Annotated in this window: 21 protein-coding genes; 10 read left to right on the top strand and 11 right to left on the bottom strand. The window is 41.0% G+C overall.

The genetic code is table 11. The features are described 5' to 3' along the window. Nucleotides 1-2: 2 nt before the first annotated feature. The 7 genes from BLS33_RS05505 to pdxA all read right to left on the bottom strand — a co-directional run bounded on the left by BLS33_RS05505 (nucleotide 3) and on the right by pdxA (nucleotide 6561). Nucleotides 3-1118, bottom strand: coding sequence for an NAD(P)/FAD-dependent oxidoreductase (locus tag BLS33_RS05505; RefSeq protein WP_089886371.1), 1116 nt, complete (start codon nucleotides 1116-1118; stop codon nucleotides 3-5). Between the two features lie 291 nt (nucleotides 1119-1409). Further along, complete coding sequence (accC, locus tag BLS33_RS05500; RefSeq protein ID WP_089886369.1) at nucleotides 1410-2762, bottom strand: acetyl-CoA carboxylase biotin carboxylase subunit; 1353 nt, start codon at nucleotides 2760-2762, stop codon at nucleotides 1410-1412. A 95-nt stretch (nucleotides 2763-2857) separates the two neighbouring features. Further along, nucleotides 2858-3349, bottom strand: coding sequence for an acetyl-CoA carboxylase biotin carboxyl carrier protein (accB, locus tag BLS33_RS05495; RefSeq protein ID WP_089886368.1), 492 nt, complete (start codon nucleotides 3347-3349; stop codon nucleotides 2858-2860). 48 nt (nucleotides 3350-3397) lie between these two features. Then, on the bottom strand, nucleotides 3398-4393 hold the full coding sequence (locus tag BLS33_RS05490; protein WP_089886366.1) for a beta-ketoacyl-ACP synthase III: 996 nt from the start codon (nucleotides 4391-4393) through the stop codon (nucleotides 3398-3400). 243 nt (nucleotides 4394-4636) lie between these two features. Continuing rightward, nucleotides 4637-4834: a 50S ribosomal protein L32 gene (gene rpmF, locus BLS33_RS05485; RefSeq protein WP_089886364.1), complete on the bottom strand. Its 198-nt coding sequence runs from the start codon at nucleotides 4832-4834 to the stop codon at nucleotides 4637-4639. 6 nt (nucleotides 4835-4840) lie between these two features. After that, a complete protein-coding gene (locus BLS33_RS05480) occupies nucleotides 4841-5374 on the bottom strand; it encodes a YceD family protein (protein WP_089886362.1) in 534 nt (177 codons plus the stop codon). Between the two features lie 140 nt (nucleotides 5375-5514). After that, complete coding sequence (pdxA, locus tag BLS33_RS05475) at nucleotides 5515-6561, bottom strand: 4-hydroxythreonine-4-phosphate dehydrogenase PdxA (protein ID WP_089886360.1); 1047 nt, start codon at nucleotides 6559-6561, stop codon at nucleotides 5515-5517. A 58-nt stretch (nucleotides 6562-6619) separates the two neighbouring features. Here pdxA and BLS33_RS05470 point away from each other — a divergent pair, with 58 nt between their 5' ends. Beyond that, complete coding sequence (locus tag BLS33_RS05470) at nucleotides 6620-7213, top strand: riboflavin synthase (protein ID WP_089886358.1); 594 nt, start codon at nucleotides 6620-6622, stop codon at nucleotides 7211-7213. A gap of 270 nt (nucleotides 7214-7483) precedes the next feature. Here the strand turns inward: BLS33_RS05470 and BLS33_RS05465 are convergent, their stop codons facing one another. From BLS33_RS05465 to BLS33_RS05455, 3 genes are all read right to left on the bottom strand, one after another. Continuing rightward, nucleotides 7484-7849 (bottom strand): DUF2237 family protein, encoded by a 366-nt coding sequence (locus BLS33_RS05465; protein WP_089887080.1) that lies wholly within the window; start codon nucleotides 7847-7849, stop codon nucleotides 7484-7486. A gap of 76 nt (nucleotides 7850-7925) precedes the next feature. Continuing rightward, nucleotides 7926-9014 (bottom strand): acyltransferase family protein, encoded by a 1089-nt coding sequence (locus tag BLS33_RS05460; RefSeq protein WP_089887077.1) that lies wholly within the window; start codon nucleotides 9012-9014, stop codon nucleotides 7926-7928. Between the two features lie 8 nt (nucleotides 9015-9022). Further along, nucleotides 9023-10834: a sodium:solute symporter family protein gene (locus BLS33_RS05455; protein ID WP_089887075.1), complete on the bottom strand. Its 1812-nt coding sequence runs from the start codon at nucleotides 10832-10834 to the stop codon at nucleotides 9023-9025. Nucleotides 10835-10972: 138 nt separating this feature from the next. Here BLS33_RS05455 and BLS33_RS05450 point away from each other — a divergent pair, with 138 nt between their 5' ends. The 9 genes from BLS33_RS05450 to BLS33_RS05410 all read left to right on the top strand — a co-directional run bounded on the left by BLS33_RS05450 (nucleotide 10973) and on the right by BLS33_RS05410 (nucleotide 21612). Beyond that, entirely contained in the window at nucleotides 10973-11665 is a 693-nt protein-coding gene (locus tag BLS33_RS05450) for a sulfite exporter TauE/SafE family protein (protein WP_394330897.1), read from the top strand. A gap of 67 nt (nucleotides 11666-11732) precedes the next feature. Next, nucleotides 11733-13121 carry an AGE family epimerase/isomerase gene (locus tag BLS33_RS05445; RefSeq protein ID WP_089886353.1) on the top strand — a complete coding sequence of 463 codons (1389 nt, stop codon included), beginning with the start codon at nucleotides 11733-11735 and terminating at the stop codon, nucleotides 13119-13121. 468 nt (nucleotides 13122-13589) lie between these two features. Then, a complete protein-coding gene (locus tag BLS33_RS05440; RefSeq protein WP_176801339.1) occupies nucleotides 13590-14861 on the top strand; it encodes a Kelch repeat-containing protein in 1272 nt (423 codons plus the stop codon). Between the two features lie 637 nt (nucleotides 14862-15498). Next, nucleotides 15499-16698 (top strand): Gfo/Idh/MocA family protein, encoded by a 1200-nt coding sequence (locus BLS33_RS05435; RefSeq protein ID WP_089886349.1) that lies wholly within the window; start codon nucleotides 15499-15501, stop codon nucleotides 16696-16698. Between the two features lie 81 nt (nucleotides 16699-16779). Beyond that, nucleotides 16780-17565 (top strand): SDR family NAD(P)-dependent oxidoreductase, encoded by a 786-nt coding sequence (locus BLS33_RS05430; protein ID WP_089886347.1) that lies wholly within the window; start codon nucleotides 16780-16782, stop codon nucleotides 17563-17565. A gap of 9 nt (nucleotides 17566-17574) precedes the next feature. After that, a complete protein-coding gene (locus BLS33_RS05425; RefSeq protein WP_089886344.1) occupies nucleotides 17575-18486 on the top strand; it encodes an ROK family protein in 912 nt (303 codons plus the stop codon). A 1-nt stretch (nucleotide 18487) separates the two neighbouring features. Beyond that, a complete protein-coding gene (locus BLS33_RS05420; RefSeq protein WP_089886342.1) occupies nucleotides 18488-19288 on the top strand; it encodes a sugar isomerase domain-containing protein in 801 nt (266 codons plus the stop codon). Beyond that, complete coding sequence (locus BLS33_RS05415; RefSeq protein WP_218129539.1) at nucleotides 19248-20636, top strand: FAD-dependent oxidoreductase; 1389 nt, start codon at nucleotides 19248-19250, stop codon at nucleotides 20634-20636. The genes BLS33_RS05420 and BLS33_RS05415 overlap by 41 nt, the downstream gene beginning before the upstream one ends. Before the next feature lie 4 nt (nucleotides 20637-20640). Then, on the top strand, nucleotides 20641-21612 hold the full coding sequence (locus BLS33_RS05410; RefSeq protein WP_089887073.1) for a phosphotriesterase family protein: 972 nt from the start codon (nucleotides 20641-20643) through the stop codon (nucleotides 21610-21612). Here the strand turns inward: BLS33_RS05410 and BLS33_RS24635 are convergent. After that, nucleotides 21607-22347, bottom strand: coding sequence for a GntR family transcriptional regulator (locus tag BLS33_RS24635; RefSeq protein ID WP_143017577.1), 741 nt, complete (start codon nucleotides 22345-22347; stop codon nucleotides 21607-21609). The two genes, BLS33_RS05410 and BLS33_RS24635, sit on opposite strands and share 6 nt — an antisense overlap. Nucleotides 22348-22447 lie beyond the last annotated feature (100 nt).

The following is a 22447-nucleotide window of genomic DNA, read 5'->3' as shown; positions in this document are numbered from 1 at the left end:
AATCACAATAAATCAGCCAATTCTTTGCCGACTAGGCTGCCAATAGCAACGCCCATACCACCTAAACGTACGCCACAATAAACGCTATCCGATAGTTGTTGTACTATCGGCTTCTTTTCTTGGCCCACCCCCATTATACCGCTCCACCTTCGTTCGATTTCAAAGTGGGTATCTGGCAAAATTACTTCTGTAAGCAATTTTTCGAGTCGCGTTTGTATCTGTGCTGTTTCGCCAAAACTATCGGTTGTCTCCCCTTTAAAGTCGAGATTTCTACCGCCACCCAATAAAATTCGCCCATCAATATTACGGAAATAGTAATACCCTTCATCCAAATGAAAAGTTCCTTTGATATGTAAATTTGCAATGGGCTTGGTAATCAGCACCTGAGCGCGTGCCGGATTTACCTTTACCCCATCTATTAAATGTGCAGCAAAACCATTCGTTGCAATCAACAACTTTGTGGTTTCAAATTCAAGTTGATCGGTTTTGACAGATACAGCAGCCGTATGTTCAGAGAATTCCGAAACTGTTACTGAATTTAAAATACGTATTCCTTTCCTTTGTACCAATTGCAGCAGAGCGTCCATCATTTTCCCTGTATCGAGTTGTGCTTCAAAACTATTGGTAATATACTTTTGTTTAATTTTCTTGAAATGAAAGGAATTCGAATGCAGTTTGAAAACATCCTCCTTAAAAATGGAATATAGAAATTCATTTACCTCTTTAATTCTTTCGGAACATTGAGCAAATAATTCATGATGGGTTTCTAAAAAAAGCTCGTGCCCTCCATGAAGTTGAAAGGCAATGGCCTTATCACCCAAATTTTTGCGGAGTAGTTGAAGTCCTTCCCAACGTTTCTCAACCAATGAACAAACCTCTTCTTTTGAGTGCTGACGGAGATCCGACAAAATTTCGGAAATGCTCCCAAAACATGCAAATCCAGCATTTTTTGTGCTGGCCCCTTGGGGCAAAATCCCTTTTTCCAGTATTAGAATTTTTGCTTTCGGAAAACGATTCTTCAGTTGAAGGGCACAATTAAGACCGACAATACCGCTCCCGACAATGGTGTAATCAATATCGGATAGCCAAGTTTTATATTCCCAGTAGCTCAAATGCATACCCCTAAAATAGCAACTAAAATCTCAAATTCTTCTCGTATACTATTTTTATGTGCTGCTAAGCTTCTTATGCCTTTTAGACCGTATGGTCGGTTTTATTTTTAATGCACAGCCCAGTCTCGAAACGATTTCCCGTTTTGAGACATATTTCATCGATGAACATGATAATCAAAACGCGCAGGGGCTATTCAAATTTTAAAACCGACCACAAGGTTTGTAGGCTTAATTGAAAAACTAAGTCTCCTTTGTCGCGGATAAATCCTAATTAAAACTTTAGGGTTGAATTTTGCCCTATTCTTCAGGCTTGGGATTCATTTTAAAACTTTCCATGAAAGAAGTCGTATAATTTCCCGCCAAATAATCGGGGTGATCCATTAACTGTCTATGAAAAGGTATGGTCGTCTTAACACCTTCAATTACGAATTCATCAAGTGCCCGTTTCATTTTGTTGATCGCCTCTTCCCGGGTCTGCGCCGTAGTAATAAGTTTAGCAATCATTGAATCGTAATTGGGCGGAATCGTGTAACCGCTATACACATGGGTATCCATACGCACACCATGACCACCAGGAATGTGCAATGTAGTTATCTTGCCCGGGGATGGTCTAAATCCATGGTACGGGTCTTCAGCATTGATACGACATTCTATGGAATGTAATTTCGGAATGTAATTTTTTCCGGAAATAGGGACACCGCCAGCGACTAGTATCTGCTCTCTGATCAAATCATAATCAATGACCTGCTCTGTTATAGGATGCTCCACTTGAATTCGTGTGTTCATCTCCATAAAATAAAATTTCCGGTGCTTATCTACCAAAAATTCTATTGTGCCTGCCCCTTCATATTTTATAAATTCAGCCGCTTTTACCGCAGCTTTACCCATTGCATCCCTTAACTTATCGGTCATAAAGGGCGAAGGGGTCTCTTCGGTCAATTTTTGATGTCTTCGTTGAATAGAGCAGTCTCGCTCCGAAAGATGGCATGCCTTCCCATATTGGTCTCCAACAATTTGGATTTCGATATGACGTGGATCTTCGATCAACTTTTCCATGTACATACCTCCGTTTCCGAAAGCCGCCGTTGCTTCTTGAACTGCGCTTTCAAAAAGGTCTTCCATTTCATCTGCGGCCCAAACGGCACGCATTCCTTTTCCACCGCCACCAGCAGTAGCCTTTATCATCACCGGGTACCCCATTTTCTTGGCGACCTTTTTTGCATCTTCGACATCTTTTAGAAGTCCTTCAGAACCCGGAATGGTAGGCACTCCTGCCTTTTTCATGGTCTCTTTGGCAGAGGCCTTATCGCCCATTCGGTCGATATGTTCACCCGACGCACCAATGAACTTTATCTCATGCTCAGCACAAATTTTTGAGAATTTTGAATTCTCGGACAGAAACCCATAACCGGGATGAATCGCATCGGCATTCGTTATTTCCGCTGCTGCTATAATATTAGGTATTTTTAGATAAGATTCACTACTTGGTGCCGGACCTATACAAACTGCCTCATCTGCAAATCGTACATGCAAACTTTCTTCATCGGCCTTTGAATATACGGCAACGGTCTTTATACCCATTTCTTTACAGGTACGAATAATTCGTAATGCAATTTCACCCCTGTTTGCAATCAATATTTTTTTAAACATAACCGTTTTGAAATTTCAAATTACAGCCTCCAAATTCTAAATCTGTGAAATGGAGTTTGAATGTTATTCCGATTGCTATCGGATTGGGATTTATTTTAAGACGGATCTACCAAGAACAAGGGTTGATCAAATTCTACAGGAGAGGAATCCTCTACCAATACCTTGACAATCTTGCCCGATACTTCAGACTCGATATCGTTGAACAACTTCATGGCCTCAATCACACAAAGCACATCTCCTTTGGCTATTTCGCTACCGACTTCGACAAAAACAGGTTTGTCCGGAGACGGTTTTCTATAAAAAGTACCGATTATCGGTGACTTAATAGTAATATATTTAGAGTCTTCTTTCGCCGCTTCTTTCGCCGCATTTTCTGCAGTCTGTACGGCAGGTGCCTCAGGCTGTGCATGAGACATAGGTGCCATATGCTGACCCACAGGAATCTGTTGTACCATGGTAGTCGCTCCTCTATAATTGCCATCACCTGTGCGAATGGTAATCTTAATATCGTCTGTTTCTAACTTTACTTCGGTGGCACCAGATTTTGCTACGAACTTTATCAGGCTCTGAATTTCTTTAATATCCATGAAATTTGGTTTTATTTTATAATTTGGTTTTGACGGGGTTTTATAGCTTTAATTATAGGCCCATTTTAAATAGATGGAACCCCAGGTAAATCCTCCACCAAACGCGGCAAAAACGAGATTGTCCCCTTTCTTTAATTGGCTTTCATAATCATTTAATAGCAATGGCAAGGTCGCTGATGTGGTGTTGCCATAACGTTGAATGTTCATCATCACCTTTGAACTATCGAGCCCCATACGATTTGAAGTTGCATCAATAATTCTTTTATTCGCCTGATGAGGCACCAACCAAGCTACGTCATCACCGCCCAACTCATTACGTTGCATTATTTTTGCGGCTGCATCTGCCATATTAGTCACTGCAAACTTAAATACCGATTTTCCGTCTTGATAGATAAAATGTTGTCTCTTTCTAACTGTTTCTTCCGACGCAGGTAAAAGTGAACCTCCGGCATCCATCTTTAAAAAATTTCTTCCAACGCCATCAGATCGCAAGTACTCGTCTTGTAATCCCATACCTTCTTCATTAGGTTCAAAAAGAACAGCCCCTGCTCCATCACCAAAAATAATACAAGTCGTTCTATCCGTATAATCTACAATCGATGACATTTTATCTGCCCCTACCAATAGCACTTTTTTATATCTGCCAGCTTCTATATAAGCGGCTGCAGTTGACATACCGTACAAAAAACTAGAACATGCCGCATGCAAATCATATGAAAAAGCATTTGTTGCTCCAATACTAGATGCCAATAAGGCCGCCGTTGAGGCTACAAACATATCTGGAGTAGCCGTAGCAACCAAAACCAAATCGATTTCTTTGGGATTAATGGCCTTTTTTTGAAGAAGGTCTTCCGCAGCTTTTATGGCCAAATAGGACGTGCCTTCGCCCTCTTCCGGCTTTAAAATTCTTCTTTCCTTAATACCTGTCCGGGTAGTGATCCATTCATCGTTGGTCTCTACCATATCTTCCAACATTTTATTGGTCAATACAAAATTAGGCACATATGCCCCCACAGCCGTAATAGCTGCTGAAAATTTGTTCATGCTAAAGTTGTTTTTGTATCAGAAAACCTTCAAAAACATATCAAAAGTTGTGAAAATTAGTGATTTTTTGCGACTTTCTGATTAAAATCAGGATTTTTTAGAATTCCTATGAACATCCTAGAATTACCTTATAGCCCAACCTTGTAACAAGGTAAGGGTACAAGAAAAATTATCCTAAATTAGTTCAACAAAAAAACTCCCAATCTTGAAAGAGTGAGAGTTCTTATTTCAATGCCCTTGCTACTAGGCCTCGGCTTCTTCGGTCTTGTCAATCAAAACTTGACCTTTGTAATACAATTTACCTTCGTGCCAATGTGCACGATGGAATAAATGTATTTCACCAGTAGTAGGATCCGTAGCTAAAGTAGGAGCTACGGCCTTATAATGGGTTCTTCTTTTATCCCTTCTGGTTTTGGAAATTTTTCTTTTAGGATGCGCCATTTTAACTTATTTATCCGTTAATAATTTTTTCAGTGTATCCCATCTGGGATCGTTTTCTTCTTTATTCTCTTTGGTCTCTTTCGGTTGCAGGGCCGCTAGTTTATCAAGTGCTTCCGATTTAAGCGTCCCGTCTACCACACCTGGATGTATTCTTTTTTGAGGAACAGCTAACACCAACATCTCATAGACATATTGTGCTATATTAACTTGATGTTCGCCATGCGGAATAATCAAAAGCTCATCATCCTCGTCATTATATTCGTCACCGAACTTAACCACCAGCTCAAGCTTAGCGTCTATTTTTTGGTCAAAGGGTTCGCTGGTAAGATCACAATCGACATTTACCACCCCCAAAGCCCTCAAATCAAGCTCTAGCATGGTGCTTGTTTTATTCAAAATGACCGTAAGGTCAATATCGGCACCATTAAACTCATCATACTCAAAAGATTCAAAGAACTTTTTTTCAATTTTATACTTAAACTCGTGTTTTCCTTGCTTCAATCCAGAGAAAGGAATACTAAACTCCTTTTGCTTCATCATGTAACACTGCTATATTGTTAAGTACGCCCTTTCAAAGGCGGGGGCAAAGATAATATTTTTTTGGTAAAACCCAATTTCAAAAACAAAATATATGCCTACTCATGAGAAGATTTTGGATTACGAACCAACTTCTTATCAAATTAGCGTCTTATTTTCTGTTTCTGCAGGGCATTTTCGGTCAATTCTACATATTCCTTTCTGTTCCTAAAAATTTGTATCGCCATAAAAACGGCTTCTTTAAAAGAACTATGGTCGGCTTTTCCTTTTCCGGCAATCTCGTAGGCTGTACCATGGTCGGGAGATGTCCTCACCTTTGAGAGTCCCGCGGTAAAATTGACCCCTTTTCCAAATGACAACGTTTTGAAGGGTATGAGTCCTTGATCATGATATGCAGCAAGAACGGCGTCAAAATTCTTATAGGCATCGGAGCCAAAGAAACTATCAGCGGCGTAAGGGCCAAAAACCAAGTGCCCTGCATCATACATCTCTCGTATCACAGGTTTTAATACTTCTTCATCTTCTTTTCCGATAACTCCATTATCTCCGCTATGCGGATTTATGCCCAACAGCGCCACCTTCGGTCTTCGAATACCAAAATCCATTTGCAATGATTTCTCTATTGTCCTAACCTTAGTCCGGATCAAAATAGCATTTATAGCAGCTGGCGCATCTTTTACGGCCACGTGATCAGTTAGCAAACCAACTTTGAGGTCATCGGTCACCATAAACATCAAACTCTCTCCCCCAAGTTCCTGTGCCAGATAATCGGTATGGCCTGGAAATTTAAAATCTTCGGCTTGAATATTATTTTTGTTGATAGGGGCCGTGACGAGCACATCTATTTCTCCCTTTTTTAATGACTCAACAGCCGCCCTTAACGATTTTATAGCGTAATCACCACTTTCTTTTGTACCCTCACCAAATTGCACTTTAGGCACCTCTTTCCAGACATTGACCACATTTATTTTGCCGTCCAGCGCCTTTGAAGCTTCTTGCACTCCATTGTATTTAATATCCAATTCCAATTCTTTCATTTGAAAAGAAATGGTTTTGTTGGATGCAAAAAAGACAGGGGTACAAAAGTCGAGCATACGCGAATCTTCAAAAGTTTTTAGCGCCACTTCACATCCAATACCATTAAGGTCCCCGATGGATATCCCTAGTTTTATTTTCTCATTTTCCTCCATAATAGCCGTACCTTTGTCTCTTAATCGAATGCACAAAATTACTTAATTTAAACGGAAGATGTTTACGGGAATAATTGAAACTTTGGGTCTTGTCGACAAACTGGAAAAAGAAGGCAGCAACCTTCACATCACCATAGAATCAGAACTGGTCAATGAGTTACAGATCGACCAGAGTGTCGCTCACAATGGGGTTTGCCTAACCGTAGTTTCGCTCAATGTAGACACCTACACCGTTACCGCCATTGAGGAAACCTTGCTAAAAACCAATTTGGGCAAGCTGCAGGTTGGAGACAGCGTAAATTTGGAACTTGCTATGGTGCTCGGTTCGCGACTCGACGGGCATATTGTGCAAGGCCATGTCGACCAAACCGGAGTCTGTATTGCCACTGAGGAAAAAGATGGCAGTCATATTTTTACTTTTGAGTACAATCCTAGCCAAAACAATGTAACCATCGAGAAGGGTTCGATTACGGTAGATGGAGTAAGCCTAACGGTTATTAATTCTGAAAATAATCGCTTTAGTGTGGCCATTATACCCTACACCTACGAGCATACAAGATTTAACTCGTATAAAATAGGTACACAAGTGAATTTAGAATTTGATGTTATCGGAAAGTATGTGGCAAGGTTAATGGAAAAGGGAAATTTATAGTTCTTTCTTTAGCAAGGCAATTTCATGAGTAAGACTATACTCCCCGATATAGAATAAAAGTATGCCGCTAACTAAATTTTAATGGGATTCTCCATATTCGACTTATTGAGTTTGCTCTGTTTTTACTTTTAAACCCCTATTCTGTTAGTTTCTAGAGCTTGATATCCCATGATTTTACATTTGAGTTTTAATCAGGCAGCCTGTTGTAGTGCACAGGCCAAACGCCGGTCGATTTCGTTGGCATTTGCCATGACGTATGGAAAAAAAGGGCTAATATTTAAACTCTAGCAACACTTCGAAATCCGTATATTCTAAGGCTTTTTCATGAGTTGCTTCCAATACAATATTTGGGGCAATGCCTGATTCTTCGGCCTCTAGCCAGCGCAGAATGCACAAACACCATTTATCCCCTGCCTTTAGTCCTGGAAAATGCCATTCGGGTATCGGGGTAGACAAATCGTTGCCCTTTGACTTGGAGTACTTCAAGAATTCATCCGTCATGACAGCACAAACTATATGGGTGCCTAAATCCTCATCGCTTGTTTGGCAAAACCCGTCACGGTAAAAACCGGTGAGGGGGTCAAAACAGCAAGACTGTAGTTCGGTACCTAAAACATTTTTTGGTTTTTCTTTCATGGCCGCATTTAATTTTACCAACACTAAAAGTACTAAAAGAACAAATGTATATTCACATAAAGAACATTGTCTAGTATCAAACTTTGATGAAAATCCCCTTTTTGTAAAGTAGATATGCCAGTAGACAATAGAAAGTCACCACCGTTAGAGCATAAAGCAATGAGGACATTTGCATGGATAGAAAATCATGTATATAAATGGTCTTGAAAAACCAGCCGTGCATTGATGTACCATCGCTCACTTTTATTTGACCCAAAATTTTTCCTATAAAACTGGATAAAAAATAAAGAATGATCGCATTGGCCCCGGCATATCGGAAGATACTTCCGAAGCGAACGCCCCTGACATCCGTAAGATAATAAATAAGCGCTAGAGCCAAGTTGGCCCACCCTGCGGTTACAAGAACAAAACTACTTGTCCAGAGGGCTTTATTTATAGGAAAAAACAAATCCCATAAATGTCCGGCAATTAACATCGAACCTCCTATGCCCATTAAAATAGTGGCTTTTTTGGGTTGTTTCGACATCAATATCAATCCGGTAAAAACACCTAATAACGAACTCACAATAGCAGGAATCGTACTTAGCAACCCTTCGGGATCATAATCGTCTTTATAATTATGTGTGCCAAACACCTGAACATCTAAATAATTGGCTAGGTTGTTGGGTGCTCGTTCAAAAGTCGATTCCATACCGTTTACGGGAACGTACCCCATCAACAACCAATAGCTTATCAAAAGAAAAGCTGAAATACCTATTAGGGTTTTCCAATTGAAATTAATGAATAGAACAGCGGCAAAGAAAAAGACTACTCCTATGCGTTGTAATACTCCAGGGAAACGGATATCAGAAAAATCTTTTACAAAGGGAAAATAAATTGTAAACGCACCTAGAAAAAGCCCTAGTCCAATCAATTTCAAGCTACGAACGACTATTTTCTTATAGGTGCCCGCATTGATAGCTTTGTTTTTGTAAGCAAAGGCAATCGAAGTACCCACGATAAATAAAAAGAAAGGGAAAACAAGATCTGTAGGTGTATATCCGTGCCACGGGGCGTGCAAGAATGGGGCATAAACACTTGACCAAGTACCTGGTGTATTCACCAGAATCATCAAAACGATGGTCATGCCCCTAAAAATGTCTACAGATAGTATACGATCCCTCATATAACCACTTACAGAATATGGTCTTTCATTCGGTTCCAAGCCTTAATCAGGAGAAATCCTGAAATAGCAGCGACAACGGTCAAGACTATGGCCGGAGTTGTTCGACCATAAATCCAGTAGCCTGTTGCAAACATTATGGAATAGATCAAAACGCAGCCAATGAGCATTGCGGTAAGGCCCGAAGGAACACTCCATTTTTCCTTAGTATTGATGATTTCAACATTATCGGCTTCAGCTTCATTGACGACTTTGGACCAGCCTGGCCCACCTGGTTGTATTTTTTTGTAGAAATTGCGAAGTACCTCTTTCGATTCCGGTTGAGTCATAAAGGTCGCAGCCATCCAAATCGCGGTGGTGATTCCGACAATAAATAGATATTCGGCCCAATCAGGGAAGACCCCTGTCTCGGCAGCAAATAGGTATGGACCAAGTGGCGTCAATTTGAAAATAATCGAAATTATACCTGAGGCGAACATGGCCGTAATCTCACTCCATGCATTGATACGCCACCAGAACCAACGCAGAATAAAAATTAATCCAGTACCAGCACCAAAAGCTAGCAGAACATCGAACAATTGCAATGCGTTCTGCAAGGCCAGCGCCAAACCTGCACTTAGTACCATCAATACCACGGTAGAAATTCTACCCACGGCTACCAGTTCTTTTTCGGAAGCATTCGGTTTTACCTGTTGCTTGTAAAAATCAAATACAATATACGAAGACCCCCAGTTCAATTGGGTAGAAATAGTACTCATATAGGCGGCTATCAAAGAAGCCAATACCAGACCCAAAAGTCCGCTAGGCAATTTCGTTAACATTGCGGAATAAGCAAGATCATGACCCAATTTACTTTCGGCCACATTGGGGAAAGCCTCATGAATACTGGCAATGTCAGGATATACAACCAAAGAGGCCAATGCCACCAAAATCCATGGCCAAGGGCGCAAAGCATAATGCATAATATTAAAAAAGAATGTAGCTCCAATGGCATGATTTTCATCTTTTGCAGCAAGCATCCTTTGAGCAATATAACCGCCACCGCCAGGTTCTGCACCTGGGTACCAAGAGCTCCACCACTGAACGGCCAACGGAATAATAAACAAGGTTATCAATGCTTTTTTATTGCTGAAATCAGGAAGAATATTTAGTTTTCCAGCAACGTTCTCATGTTCTATCAAAGCCTGTATGCCTCCAACCTCGGGAATATTCACCAAATAATAAGCCGCTCCGATAGCGCCTCCCATAGCAACAAAAAACAATAGGAAATCGGTATAAACAACGCCTTTAAATCCTCCCAAAGCACTAAAAGTAACCGTTATCAAACCAGCACTGATAACCGTTTGCCAGGGCTCAAGCCCTAGCATAATACCTCCTATTTTTATAGCAGCCAAAGTAACCGCCGACATCGTAATAACATTGAATATCACGCCCAAATAAACCGCCCTAAATTTTCTTAAAAACCTAGCAGGTTTGCCACCATAGCGCATCTCATAAAACTCTAAATCCGTATTTACATTCGATTTACGCCATAATTTGGCATACACAAAAACTGTCAATAATCCTGTAATTAAAAATGCCCACCAGACCCAGTTTCCAGAAACCCCGTTTGTACGTACGATATCAGTAACCAAATTTGGAGTGTCAGTCGAGAATGTGGTCGCTACCATGGACAGCCCCAAAAGCCACCAAGGCATTGTTCTTCCCGATAGAAAAAATTCGGAAGAGTTTTTGCCGGATTTTTTGGAAACATAAACACCTATTCCAAGAACAAGTGAGAAGAAAACTATAATAAAACTATAATCAAGGGTACTTAGCTCCATAAAATGGTTTTTGGTTGATCGATAAAGATAAAATTTTTTAAGATACATTTGCCCTTTGACCACTAAACATCAATTTTGATATTATCAACACTATCGAATATTTCAATCATGGCCTGGGGCATGGCGGTTGCCGCGGCAATGGTTATCGGACTTTCCAAGGCTGGCATTAAAGGCATAGCCATTATAAACGTTACTTTAATGGCCCTAGCCTTCGGTGCGAAAGAGTCTACAGGTCTTGTAGTGCCCTTACTGATAGCTGCAGACATTTTTGCCGTTATTTATTACAATAGGCATGCCCGTTGGTACTATATTATACGTTTCTTACCCTGGATTTTGGCAGGAATCATTATAGGCGTACTTATTGGAAACGACCTCGACGAGAGTACGTTTAAAATAGGTATGGCAGTTATTATTGTGGTAAGTGTCCTGATGATGTATTGGTGGGATCGAAGAAAATCAAAATCTGTGCCGACCCACTGGGCCTTCGCAGGTACTGTTGGTATTATTGCCGGAATTACGACGATGATCGGTAATTTGGCGGGCGCCTTCAGCAATATTTACTTTTTGGCCATGCGCGTACCTAAAAACGAGTTTATTGGTACTGCGGCTTGGCTTTTTTTAATCATTAATGTTTTCAAACTACCATTTCATGTATGGGTATGGAAAACCATAACCCCAGAAACATTGCTTATTGATCTAAAATTGCTTCCGGGCATTCTAATCGGGGTATTCCTAGGGGTTCGGTTAGTTAAAATCATCAAAGAAGATTTTTACCGAAAAATGATATTGGTCCTGACCGCAGTGGGTGCCGTATTGATTTTGTTTCGGTAGTAGGTTAAAAACATAACCCAATTATTCTTAGTTTTATGATTGTCTCGAGTGCCTAACGAACCGTCATATGAAAACTCCTTTAAAACAACTTGGGCTTATGCTCTTCCTTCTCTTGATAGTACTAGCTTCTTGCCAATCGAAACAAGATAAGCAAGTCGAAGATTACCCGGAGATTTTACCAAAATTTGAACAAGAATTAAAAGACCTGGTGCAGGTTTGGTATCCGAAAACCATTGATAGTATTCACGGCGGGTTTTGGTCTGATTTTGATTATCGGTGGGAAAAGAAAGGAAAGCAGAACAAAATGCTCGTCAGCCAAGCACGCCATATTTGGACCTCCTCTATTTTGGCAGAATTTTACAAGGATGCGTACTACCAACAAATTGCAGCTCACGGATACGAATTTTTAAAAAACCATATGTGGGATACCATAAATGGTGGGTTTTATACCCTTTTGGGTACAGATGTAGATTCTTTAAAACTTCTTTCTACTGGTAAAAGCACCTATGGCAACGCCTTCGCCATTTATGGGCTTGCCACCTACTATTCGGTTTCAAAAGACGAATCGGCCCTTGATCTCGCAAAAAAAACTTTCTATTGGTTAGATGAACACGCCCATGACAAAACGTATAAAGGATATTTTGATGTCTTGAATCAAGATGGTTCTTTATTACTTGATGTTACCGAAAATGATAAAAATTACGATAATTTTATTCGAAAGGATTGGAAAGACCAAAACTCTTCGATTCATCTTTTGGAATGCTTAACGGCCCTATACCAAGTTTGGCCCGACAGGTTGGTCAAAGAACGATTGGAAGAACTTTTGCTATTGATCCGCGATACGATTGCCACAGAAAAGGGATATCTCACGCTTCATCTTCAGCGAGATTGGACTCCGGTTTCATTAAAAGATTCATCCGAGGCCTATAGAAAACAAAATTTTGGGTTAGACCATGTCTCTTTTGGCCATGACGTGGAGACGGCCTTTCTAATGTTGGAAGCGTCCCATGCGTTAGGGTTAAAAAATGATAGTATTACCCTAAAAAAAGCGAAAAAAATGGTCGATCACGCATTGGCCACTGGTTGGGATACTGAAATAGGAGGTTTTTATGACGGTGGCTACTATTTTGAACCTGATGTATGTACGATACAAAACCGTGCAAAAATATGGTGGACAGAAGCTGAGGGCTTAAATTCCCTACTCCTAATGTCAAAACTATTCCCTGAAGAGAAGCGCTATTACGAACTGTTTGAAAAACAATGGGACTATATCGACACCTATATGATAGACCATGAATATGGCGGTTGGTATGGAGAAGGTTTAGATTCTAACCCAAAAGCCAAATATGATGCAAAGGCACAAATATGGAAAGTCAATTATCATAATATACGTTCCTTGATCAATGTAATAAAAATGCTTCAAGGAGATTTCGTACTTACAAAAGGCTCTCACTGAATCAAAGTTCATGTAGATTCAGATACTTCAAAAAGCTTAATTGCTTTAAAAGCGATTGTTGCCCGTCAAATTCCTAAAACTTTATAAAAGCCCGAAACCCGGTTATTTTCAAGCCTCTATTTAAACTATGAATACTTCAGATTTCTTGGTAAGAACAGATTCATGATATAATCTTCTTAACCAGGCTATTCGCTATAAACACATGGATGCTGTGAAAACATTTAAAGTTTGGCCGGCCCTGGATGTATACTGACCTCCGATATAACGTTAAAAACCATTGAAGACAGCCCGAACAGTGATAATATTTCTTTATTTCCCTAAACATAATCATTAACCATCTAAAATTTGAAAAACCAGAAAACAGCGGATCAAAGCAAACCACTGATATATGATTATATACTTTTTATCATGATGTTAACCTTTGATGATGTGTTACATAAAAGGTATATGAACTTTAAAATCTATATCATGAAAAAATTGAAATTTACACTCGTTGCAATAGTACTCATACTAGCCTCTTGCGATAAATACGGTGATTATCCCGTTATAAAAGACAAGGACTCGATTTCTTTTAAGCTTGTCGATGTTTCTAAAGGCTTTTTAGAAGTACCACTAACACCAACCTTACGATGGGAAAAAGCGTTCGATTGCGGTTTTTGTCGGGTTACCTATGAGATTTATTTGGGCACAGAGAAACGTCCACAAACACTTTTGGCAAGTGGGGTGACCGAGAATAAATTCAAAATCCAAAGTCCTTTGTCTGCAAATGTAAAATATCACTGGTGGGTATTGGCTAGGGATAATCATGGAAACATAAAAATTAGCGAATTTGGATCTTTCACTACTAGAGGGTTGCATTATAATTCGGTAACTTCAGATGGTGCTTTTTCAAAGAGAGCCGATCATACTACTATTGTTTTTGATGATAAGCTCTGGGTAATTTCTGGTTATGAAGGTCATTATTACGAGACCGATGCATGGTATAGCAGTGATGGCGCTAATTGGTCAGCGGCAACTACATCGACACCATTTTATGGGCGGTCGGGGCACGCAACCGTAGTATTTGATAATAAAATGTGGGTTATTGGCGGATACATTGGAGGTGAAAATAGCAACGATATTTGGTATAGTTCCGATGGGGTAAATTGGACCGAAGCTATAGAACCTCCCTTTTCAGGGCGCGTTAACCATACAGCTGCGGTATATGATAATAAAATATGGGTCATTGGCGGTCACGGAAATTCGGCTGTCGGGGGCGAACTCAACGATGTTTGGTATACTACGGACGGAATTTCTTGGGTCGAAGCGGCTTCGGGCGCATCTTTTGAGGCCAGATCAGGTCATACGACAGTCGTTCACGATGATAAACTTTGGGTTATTGGAGGCAGAAAATCCGGAACTGGAAGTACTGGTTTGATGAATGATGTATGGTTTACTACCGATGGAGCCCATTGGTCAGCGGCTTCGCCATCCGCTGCTTTTTCAAAACGACAGGGACATACAACTGTAGTACATAATAATAAAATATGGGTTATTGGAGGCAAGTCGGCATCAGCCCTCGAAAATGATATCTGGTCAAGTGTTAATGGTATTACTTGGACGAGAGCGACTTCTTCAGCTCCTTTCTCAACAAGGCATGGTCATTCTTCCGCCATTTTTGATTCTAAGATTTGGGTCATAGGAGGTCAGCAAAGTAATTCCATATTAGATCGGGTAAATGATGTTTGGACTATAGAATAGTTACCGTACAAACGATAGCCAAGACATTGCATAGCGTAACCTGCATTTAAAAACCAAAGAGCGTACAAAATATACTCTTTGGTTTTTTAATGGTATTATGGAAGAAACTCCAATAGGTCCCATAATTTTTTGCTTTAGGAAAAAATTAAAGGGAGTGACATAACCAATGAGATGCAGCCTATTTTTTAAACCACCAAGGACATTAATTCTCATCAAAACTTCATTTCTAGCAATGATTTATATGTGATTCAGAAATATTATATCAAACCAATAGTAGTGTGCAATACCTCTCTTTGGCGTTGTCTATAAAACGCTTCTAAAAATGCTATGAAAGTGTCGCAATAGGGCAAATTCAAAATTTCTATGGGTATCCAATAATGACGGAGCATACTTCAGATACCTAGACGCTTATAATTGAATCTCAGGTGTAATATAAAAATGTCCCATTCGGAGACAAGTCCCTTTTAGAAATAGCTAACATTAAGGGTTTTATGAATCATTCGTGTCATGCAGAGGTTAAAATAACCAGAAGACCAAGTAGGAAATTCAACTTGTACGTACAAGTTGAATTTCTTACCTTTACCAAAGCAATATGATTAACAGAAATTTATTCCGATATAGATTAAATATATAGCATATGAAAATCGCCATGCTGGGCTCGGGTTTTATAGCCCGCTTTTATGCCGAATCGCTGCACGCCCAAAGACGCAGAGACCATGTTGTCATGGTCTATTCTAGAAATGAAGAAAATGCCAAACGCTTTGCCTCGGATTATGGATTGCCCCATTACAGCACATCCATGGAAGATGCCATTGCTCATCCTGACGTCGATGTGGTGCTGATTTCACTTCCCAACCATTTACATGAGGCCGCGGTACATGCTTGTGTAAAAGCCAAAAAACACGTTATCTGTACCAAGCCATTGGGTCGAACAGCTGCGGAAGCGAAACGTATGCTTGATGCGGTAGAGCAAGCCGGAATCTTTGGAGGGTATCTGGAAGACCTCTGCTATACCCCCAAATTTTTAAAATCGATGGAGAGTGTTAAGCGTGGCGATATCGGTCGCGTACTCTGGGCAAAGTCGCGCGAAACACATCCAGGTCCGCATAGTGATTGGTTTTGGGACAAGGAAAAGTCGGGTGGTGGTGCCATTATCGATTTAGGTTGCCACTGTGTTGAAATCAGCCGTAATTTTATCGGTAAGAATATAAAACCCATTGAAGTGATGTGTTGGGCAGATACGCAGGTACACCCAATTGATGCCGAAGACCATGCGATTGGCCTTGTAAAATATACGAATGGAGCCATCGGTCAGTTTGAAGTAAGCTGGACGTTCAGAGGGGGAATGGACCTCCGTGACGAGGTTATGGGTACTGAAGGTACTATTTGGGTCAATAGTTTTTTGCGTACCGGTTTTGAAATGTTCACCACGGGAAAAGGCGATGATGGCTATGTTGCCGAAAAAGCCGAATCTAACACCGGTTGGTTGTTTCCTGTTGGTGATGAAGCCCATGAACTCGGATACCCCCACATGTTTACCGACATGTTTAACGCCATTGAAGAAAACCGTGATCCCCTTGAAACTTTTTACGATGGGTACGTGGTGAATGCCATCTTGGATGCCGCCTTCAAATCGGCAGAAACCAAAACTTGGGAACCAATTGTTTTAGAAGATTGGCGGGGCGACGACCCGGAAGACAATCAAAAACATTGGGAATCTTATGATGTTGACCACTATTTAATAAAAAAAGAGATTTTGCCCAATGGAGATATTACACTCATCTTAAAACATAAAACATCAGGGAAAGTTTCCCAAAAAGTAACACGGGCAGAATAAAAAAATTGCAATGGACATTTCTGAAAATTCGATATCCGCATCATGCACTACCAAGATGTTAACTGTCTGAACTTAAAGACTATGGATTTTAAAAATACTTCATATATCATCATGGGCGGAACCACCGGCTTGGGACTTTCTGCAGCAATCGCGCTGAAAGAAAAAGGCGCTAACGTGCTGGTCGTGGGAAGAAATCTCGAAAGCTGTAAAAAGGCCGAGGCAATTTTGGGTCCTATTAACATTTCCCTAAGTGGCGACGCCACTGACCCCGAGACCGCGAAGACGGCCATTCAAATGGCTCATGATAAATTTGGCACTATCACCGGAATGTTTCATGTTGCCGGGGGAAGTGGTCGAAAATGGGGCGACGGCGCATTGGATAAAATCACCTTAGAAGGTTGGAACAAGACCATGGAACTGAACTTGACCTCGATGATGCTATCGAATCAGGCGATGGTCAATTATTTTTTAGAGCATCATAAAGAAGGGGCGATTCTAAATATGGGATCGGTATTGGGCTACTCCCCTTCCCCTAAATATTTTGTGACCCATGCCTATGCCGCGGCAAAATCTGCAATTATTGGTTTTTCGAAATCGATAGCATCCTATTATGCCGAACATAACATCCGTGTAAATGTAATCGCACCAAGCCTATTTATTACACCCATGGCGAAACGAGCTGCTGAAAATGAAGATATTCTATCTTTTTTAAAGACCAAACAACCTCTGGACGGTGGGCGCCCAGGGGCATCTGAAGACATTAATAGTGCCGTACTCATGTTCTTGCACCCAGATTCGAAATTTATAACGGGCCAAGTTTTAGCTGTAGACGGAGGATGGGCCTTGAGCGAAGGGCAATATCAATAAATTTCGGCAATGAAAAGATATTATCTGGGGATAGACATCGGGGGTACAAAAATAAAGACGGTCATTCTAGACGATAAAGGAAAAATTCTAGAAAATGGCGAAGTGTTGACCGAAGATGCATCCGCGGAGAAAGAACTTTGGAAGAGAAAAATAGTTCGGATTATTGAAGAGAAATCTGAACAATATGCACAAGGAAACTCCGATGCAGTCGTTTGTGGTATTTCTGCTCCCGGTCTTGTCGATTCTGAAAACACAATGACCCTACACATGCCCGAAAGATTAGAGGGCATAGAAAATTTCAACTGGTCCCAGGTACTCAAAAGAGATATTAGGGTTATCAACGATGGGCATTCGGCCTGTTTGGCAGAGTATGAATCTTTTTATCATGAAAAAGGAATTCAAAACCTATTGATGCTCACTTTGGGCACTGGTGTAGGTGGAGGGATTATTATAAACGGAAAACTCTATCAGGGAAATTTACAAAGAGCAGGCCATGTCGGCCATATGACCGTTGATTTTCAAGGCGCCCCTACCATGACCAATATGCCGGGCAGCTTGGAACATGCAATAGGTAATTTTTCGGTTTATGAAAGAACAAATGGCAGATTCAAAAACGTCAGAGAGTTGGTGAACGCTTATGAAATCGGAAACCCAAAGGCTCAAACCTGGTGGTTGGAATCTGTTCAAAAATTAGCGGTCGCCCTTGCTTCGCTGACTAACATTCTCTCTCCTGAACTCATTGTCTTGGGGGGAGGGATTACGGCCGGAGCTGGCAATTCACTTTTGGAACCCTTAAAAAAATTCATGTCCGATTATGAATGGCGCCCGGGAGGCTATCAAATAAAAATTAAAGAAGCAAAACTAGGAGGATACGCCGGAGCCATCGGCGCCGCATTCTTCGCCAAAAAAAATTCACACTAAAATGAGCTTAACACAACAATATTTGTCAAAAGGAAAAGATATTATTTCCACCATAGAAAAACAAGAATCAACCATTCAAGAAGTTGCCAAACTATTCGCTCAATCTATCTTGAACGGTCGTATGGTGCACCTTTTCGGGTCGGGTCACAGTCGCATGATGGTCGAAGAAATGTGGCCACGATACGGGTCGTTTCCCGGGTTCAACCCGATTGTGGAATTATCACTTTCCTTCCATAATTTGGTGGTAGGTGCCAACGGACAACGGCAAGCGATGTTCTTAGAGAATGTACCAGGCCTTGCGTCGCGTATTCTAAGAAATTTCGATACGAGTCCGCAAGATACGGCATTGATTATCTCCTCAAGTGGCTGTAATGTGGTTCCGATCGAAATGGCAGAGGAATTTCAAAAACGCAATGTCAAAGTGGTCGCCCTTGTCAGTAGTTTACATTTAGAAGGAAGCACCTCAAAAAAAGCAGATGGTAAAAAACTCATTGATTTTGCCGACTATATTTTAGATACTGGTGCTCCCTTAGGCGATGCCATGCTCTATATTGACGGACTTGATTCTCCCGTGGCCCCCGGTTCGACCTTGGGCGGAGTTTTAATCATCAATTCCATAAAAGCGGAAGTAGCCAATATTCTCCATAAAAACGGAAAATCACCTAAAGTCTTGAGCAGCGGAAAAATCGTGGGTGAACAAAGGGCCGTTGATTTATTCGAGTCGGCCTACGACGAACATGCGCATTTAATGGCAAAGCTTTATGAAAATGTCGGTCCGAAAAAGAACATTGATGACCTTTAGTTCTGCCATAGTCAAAACATACCAGACCGACATACTCATCATAGGCGGCGGTAGTGCAGGGTCTACCGCGGCAATAGCTGCATCCCAAGGAGAACACAGGGTAACACTTGTAGAACGATACGGGTTTCCGGGCGGTACCTCAACGCAAATGCTGGATACTTTTTATGGGTTTTTTACGCCTTCAGAAAGCCCCAAGAAAATAGTTGGGGGAATCCCGGATCGCATTGTCAATGAGCTCAATAAATCGGGTGATATTTTTCTTCGGCCGAACACCTATGGTGCAGGAACCGGGGTAAATTACAACCCAGAAAAATTGAAACAAGTTTGGGATAAGCTATTGCTACAAAGCGGCGTAGAACTATTTTATCATTCTACCCTGGTCGACGTTGAGAGTGCCGGTGAAACTTCTAACTGTATATTTTTCAATAAAGGCATGGGGTTTTTCTCGATCTTGGCCAAACGCATCATCGACGCCTCCGGGGATGCAGATTATTGCCATTGGGCGGATATACCCTATGAAAAAGCCGGTGAAAAAGATGCAGCCCAGAGTATGACGACTACTTTCCGAATGTCGAACGTTGAACATAATGAATACGATGCGGCCGGAGGAAAAAAAATGTTAAAAGAAAAAATGGCCAAAGCCTACGCAAAAGGTTCGCACCCCTTACCAAGAAAAGAAGGTTCGGCCCACGAGATGTGCCAACCGAAGTGTATTTCTACCGTTGCCGTTAAAGTAATAGACCTTGACCCTTTGGATGTGGAGGGCATCACCAAGGCAGAAATCGAAGGGCGTCGACAAGCCTTTATCTTCGAAGATTTCTTTCGAGCAGAAGTGCCAGGATACCAAAATGCAAAAATAATAGGACTCTCCAATCAAATCGGGGTAAGGGAAACCCGTAGGGTTTTTGGTGAATATCGATTGACCAAAGAAGATTGTATGTCGGCCAAAACTTTTGATAATCAAATATTTCTCTGTGGAGCACCCATAGAGGACCATAGAAAATCGGACAATGGCAGTTCAGAAACTTTTTGGGAATATGTTCCGAACGGAGGAGCCTATGGGGTTCCCTATGGCACCATCGTTCCCAAAGAAAGCATGAACACTTGGGTTGTAGGGCGCTGTTTTTCAGCGACCCATGATGCACATGCCTCTTGCCGCTCCATGGCTCAGACCATGAGTATGGGTCAAGCTGCCGGTTTGGCTGCGATACTATCTTTGGATACGGATTTGGATGCAAAAAATATCGATGTTCAAAAGCTACAAGATTCCCTCGTTCGATCAGGAGCCGTTCTAGAAATGCCTATTAATGTTGCAGATATTTCCCGAAATGGCTGGGCAAACAATTAAAACTATGTCCCAAGATTTTTTTAGAACAGTTTTAGGTGACCTCTCCTTTTCGGAAATGGGCTTGACCTATTCACATGAACATATCGTAATCGATGATGGTTATGTAACGGCCAAACACCCAGAGTTTCTATTGAACGATGTCGATAAAATTTCAAAGGAACTCAAGAATTTCCATGATGCCGGAGGAAGAACAGTTGTAGATACCATGCCAGCGAATTGCGGAAGAAATATTTTGAAATCCGTAGAGGTCAGCCAACGTAGTGATGTGAACATCATCGTACCAACAGGTATTCATTTAGAAATTTATTACCCAGAAAATCATTGGCGATACAGTATTTCCGAAGATAAATTGACACGCCTCTTTATAGCAGATATTGAAGAAGGCATCGATGAGTTGGACTATTCGGGGCCCATAATCAAAAGGACTTCCCATAGAGCGGGACTGATCAAATTGGCAACCGGAGACGGCCCTTTTACCGAACATCAAGAATTAATTTTCAGAGCTGCGGTCAATGCGCATTTGGAAACTGGCGCGCCCATCTTGACACACACAAATTTTGGAAGACAGGCACTGGAACAGGCCCGCCTCTTTAAAAAGCTAGGAGCAAACCTAGAACATGTCGTGTTGTCCCATGTTGATAGAGCAAAAAATGTAGCCTACAATCGTTCGGTCTTAGACTTAGGTGTGCGAATAGAATATGATAGTATCTTCCGTTGGAGAAAAGAGGAGCCCAATTATTCGTTACAATTGCTGGAGCAACTGCTGCCCTATTATCCTGACCAAATCGTTGTCGGTATGGACATGGCTAAAAACGCCTATTGGAAAAGCTATGGAGGAGGTCCGGGATTGAATTATTTAATCGAGACGGTTCCTGATTTTCTAAAAGCCAAAGGATTGGAAGAATACAATCAAAAGTTGTTTTTTGAGAACCCTAAACGTCTGTATTCTTTTATTGACCCTCCTAGAAAATTATAAGAAATAACTGTTCCGAATAGGGTAGTCTGTCGTATTGCAATAGAGATCCCCATAAAGATTTAAGCCAGGTTTGCTCGTTCGAAAACGTACCGATATATGTAATATAGGGCTTCCTTCTTGTATTCCAAGGTTTTTCGCCACCTCTTTACTAGCCGGAATAGATCTCAATTCCTGTTCAGCGCCCATAACCTCAATAAAATGATTTTGGCTGAGCGTTTTGAAAAAAGAACCCTCTATAAATGCATCGGAATCGATTAGCTGCAGTTCATTGCTAGCATACCAATTATTTTCTAATACCACTGGTCGGTCATTGATATACCGAACTCTTTGAAAATAAACACAATTTGATTTTTTTTCTTCTTCCGTCAATGAAAATGCAATAACTGGATTCCACTCCGTAATTTTTGGGCCCTTGGTAACTACCGTTTTCACTTTGTAATCAATAGAACCCGAAAAACCTTTTACCGTCAGAAGGCCCAGCGACTTTCGACGTTCCAGAACCTTGCTCCCCTTGCCCTGCTCCTTCTCGATAAACCCTTCCTTCAACAGTTCGTCCAAAGCCTTCCTAACTGTAGTTCTAGTCGTGCCAAATTGCCCACAAATTTCATTCTCTGAAGGCAAGTAGCTACCAACAGGATACTTTCCCGTCTGTATACGCTTTCTGATATAGTCTTGAATGGTATGGTATTTTCTATTTTTGATATTTCCTGTTTTCACGGCCACAAAGTTAGACATTGGCACCCTAATTGGGTATTGAAATGTATGAATTATAACTTGTACATACAAGTTGTTTTTGTTACATTAGCGTAGATTTTTTGTCCTGCAAAACACAACC

Origin of the sequence: Kriegella aquimaris (assembly GCF_900103215.1) — a bacterium.
GTDB classification, from domain to species: domain Bacteria; phylum Bacteroidota; class Bacteroidia; order Flavobacteriales; family Flavobacteriaceae; genus Kriegella; species Kriegella aquimaris.
The sequence above is the reverse complement of the archived record's forward strand: the minus strand, read 5'-3'. Positions and strand labels throughout refer to the sequence as shown.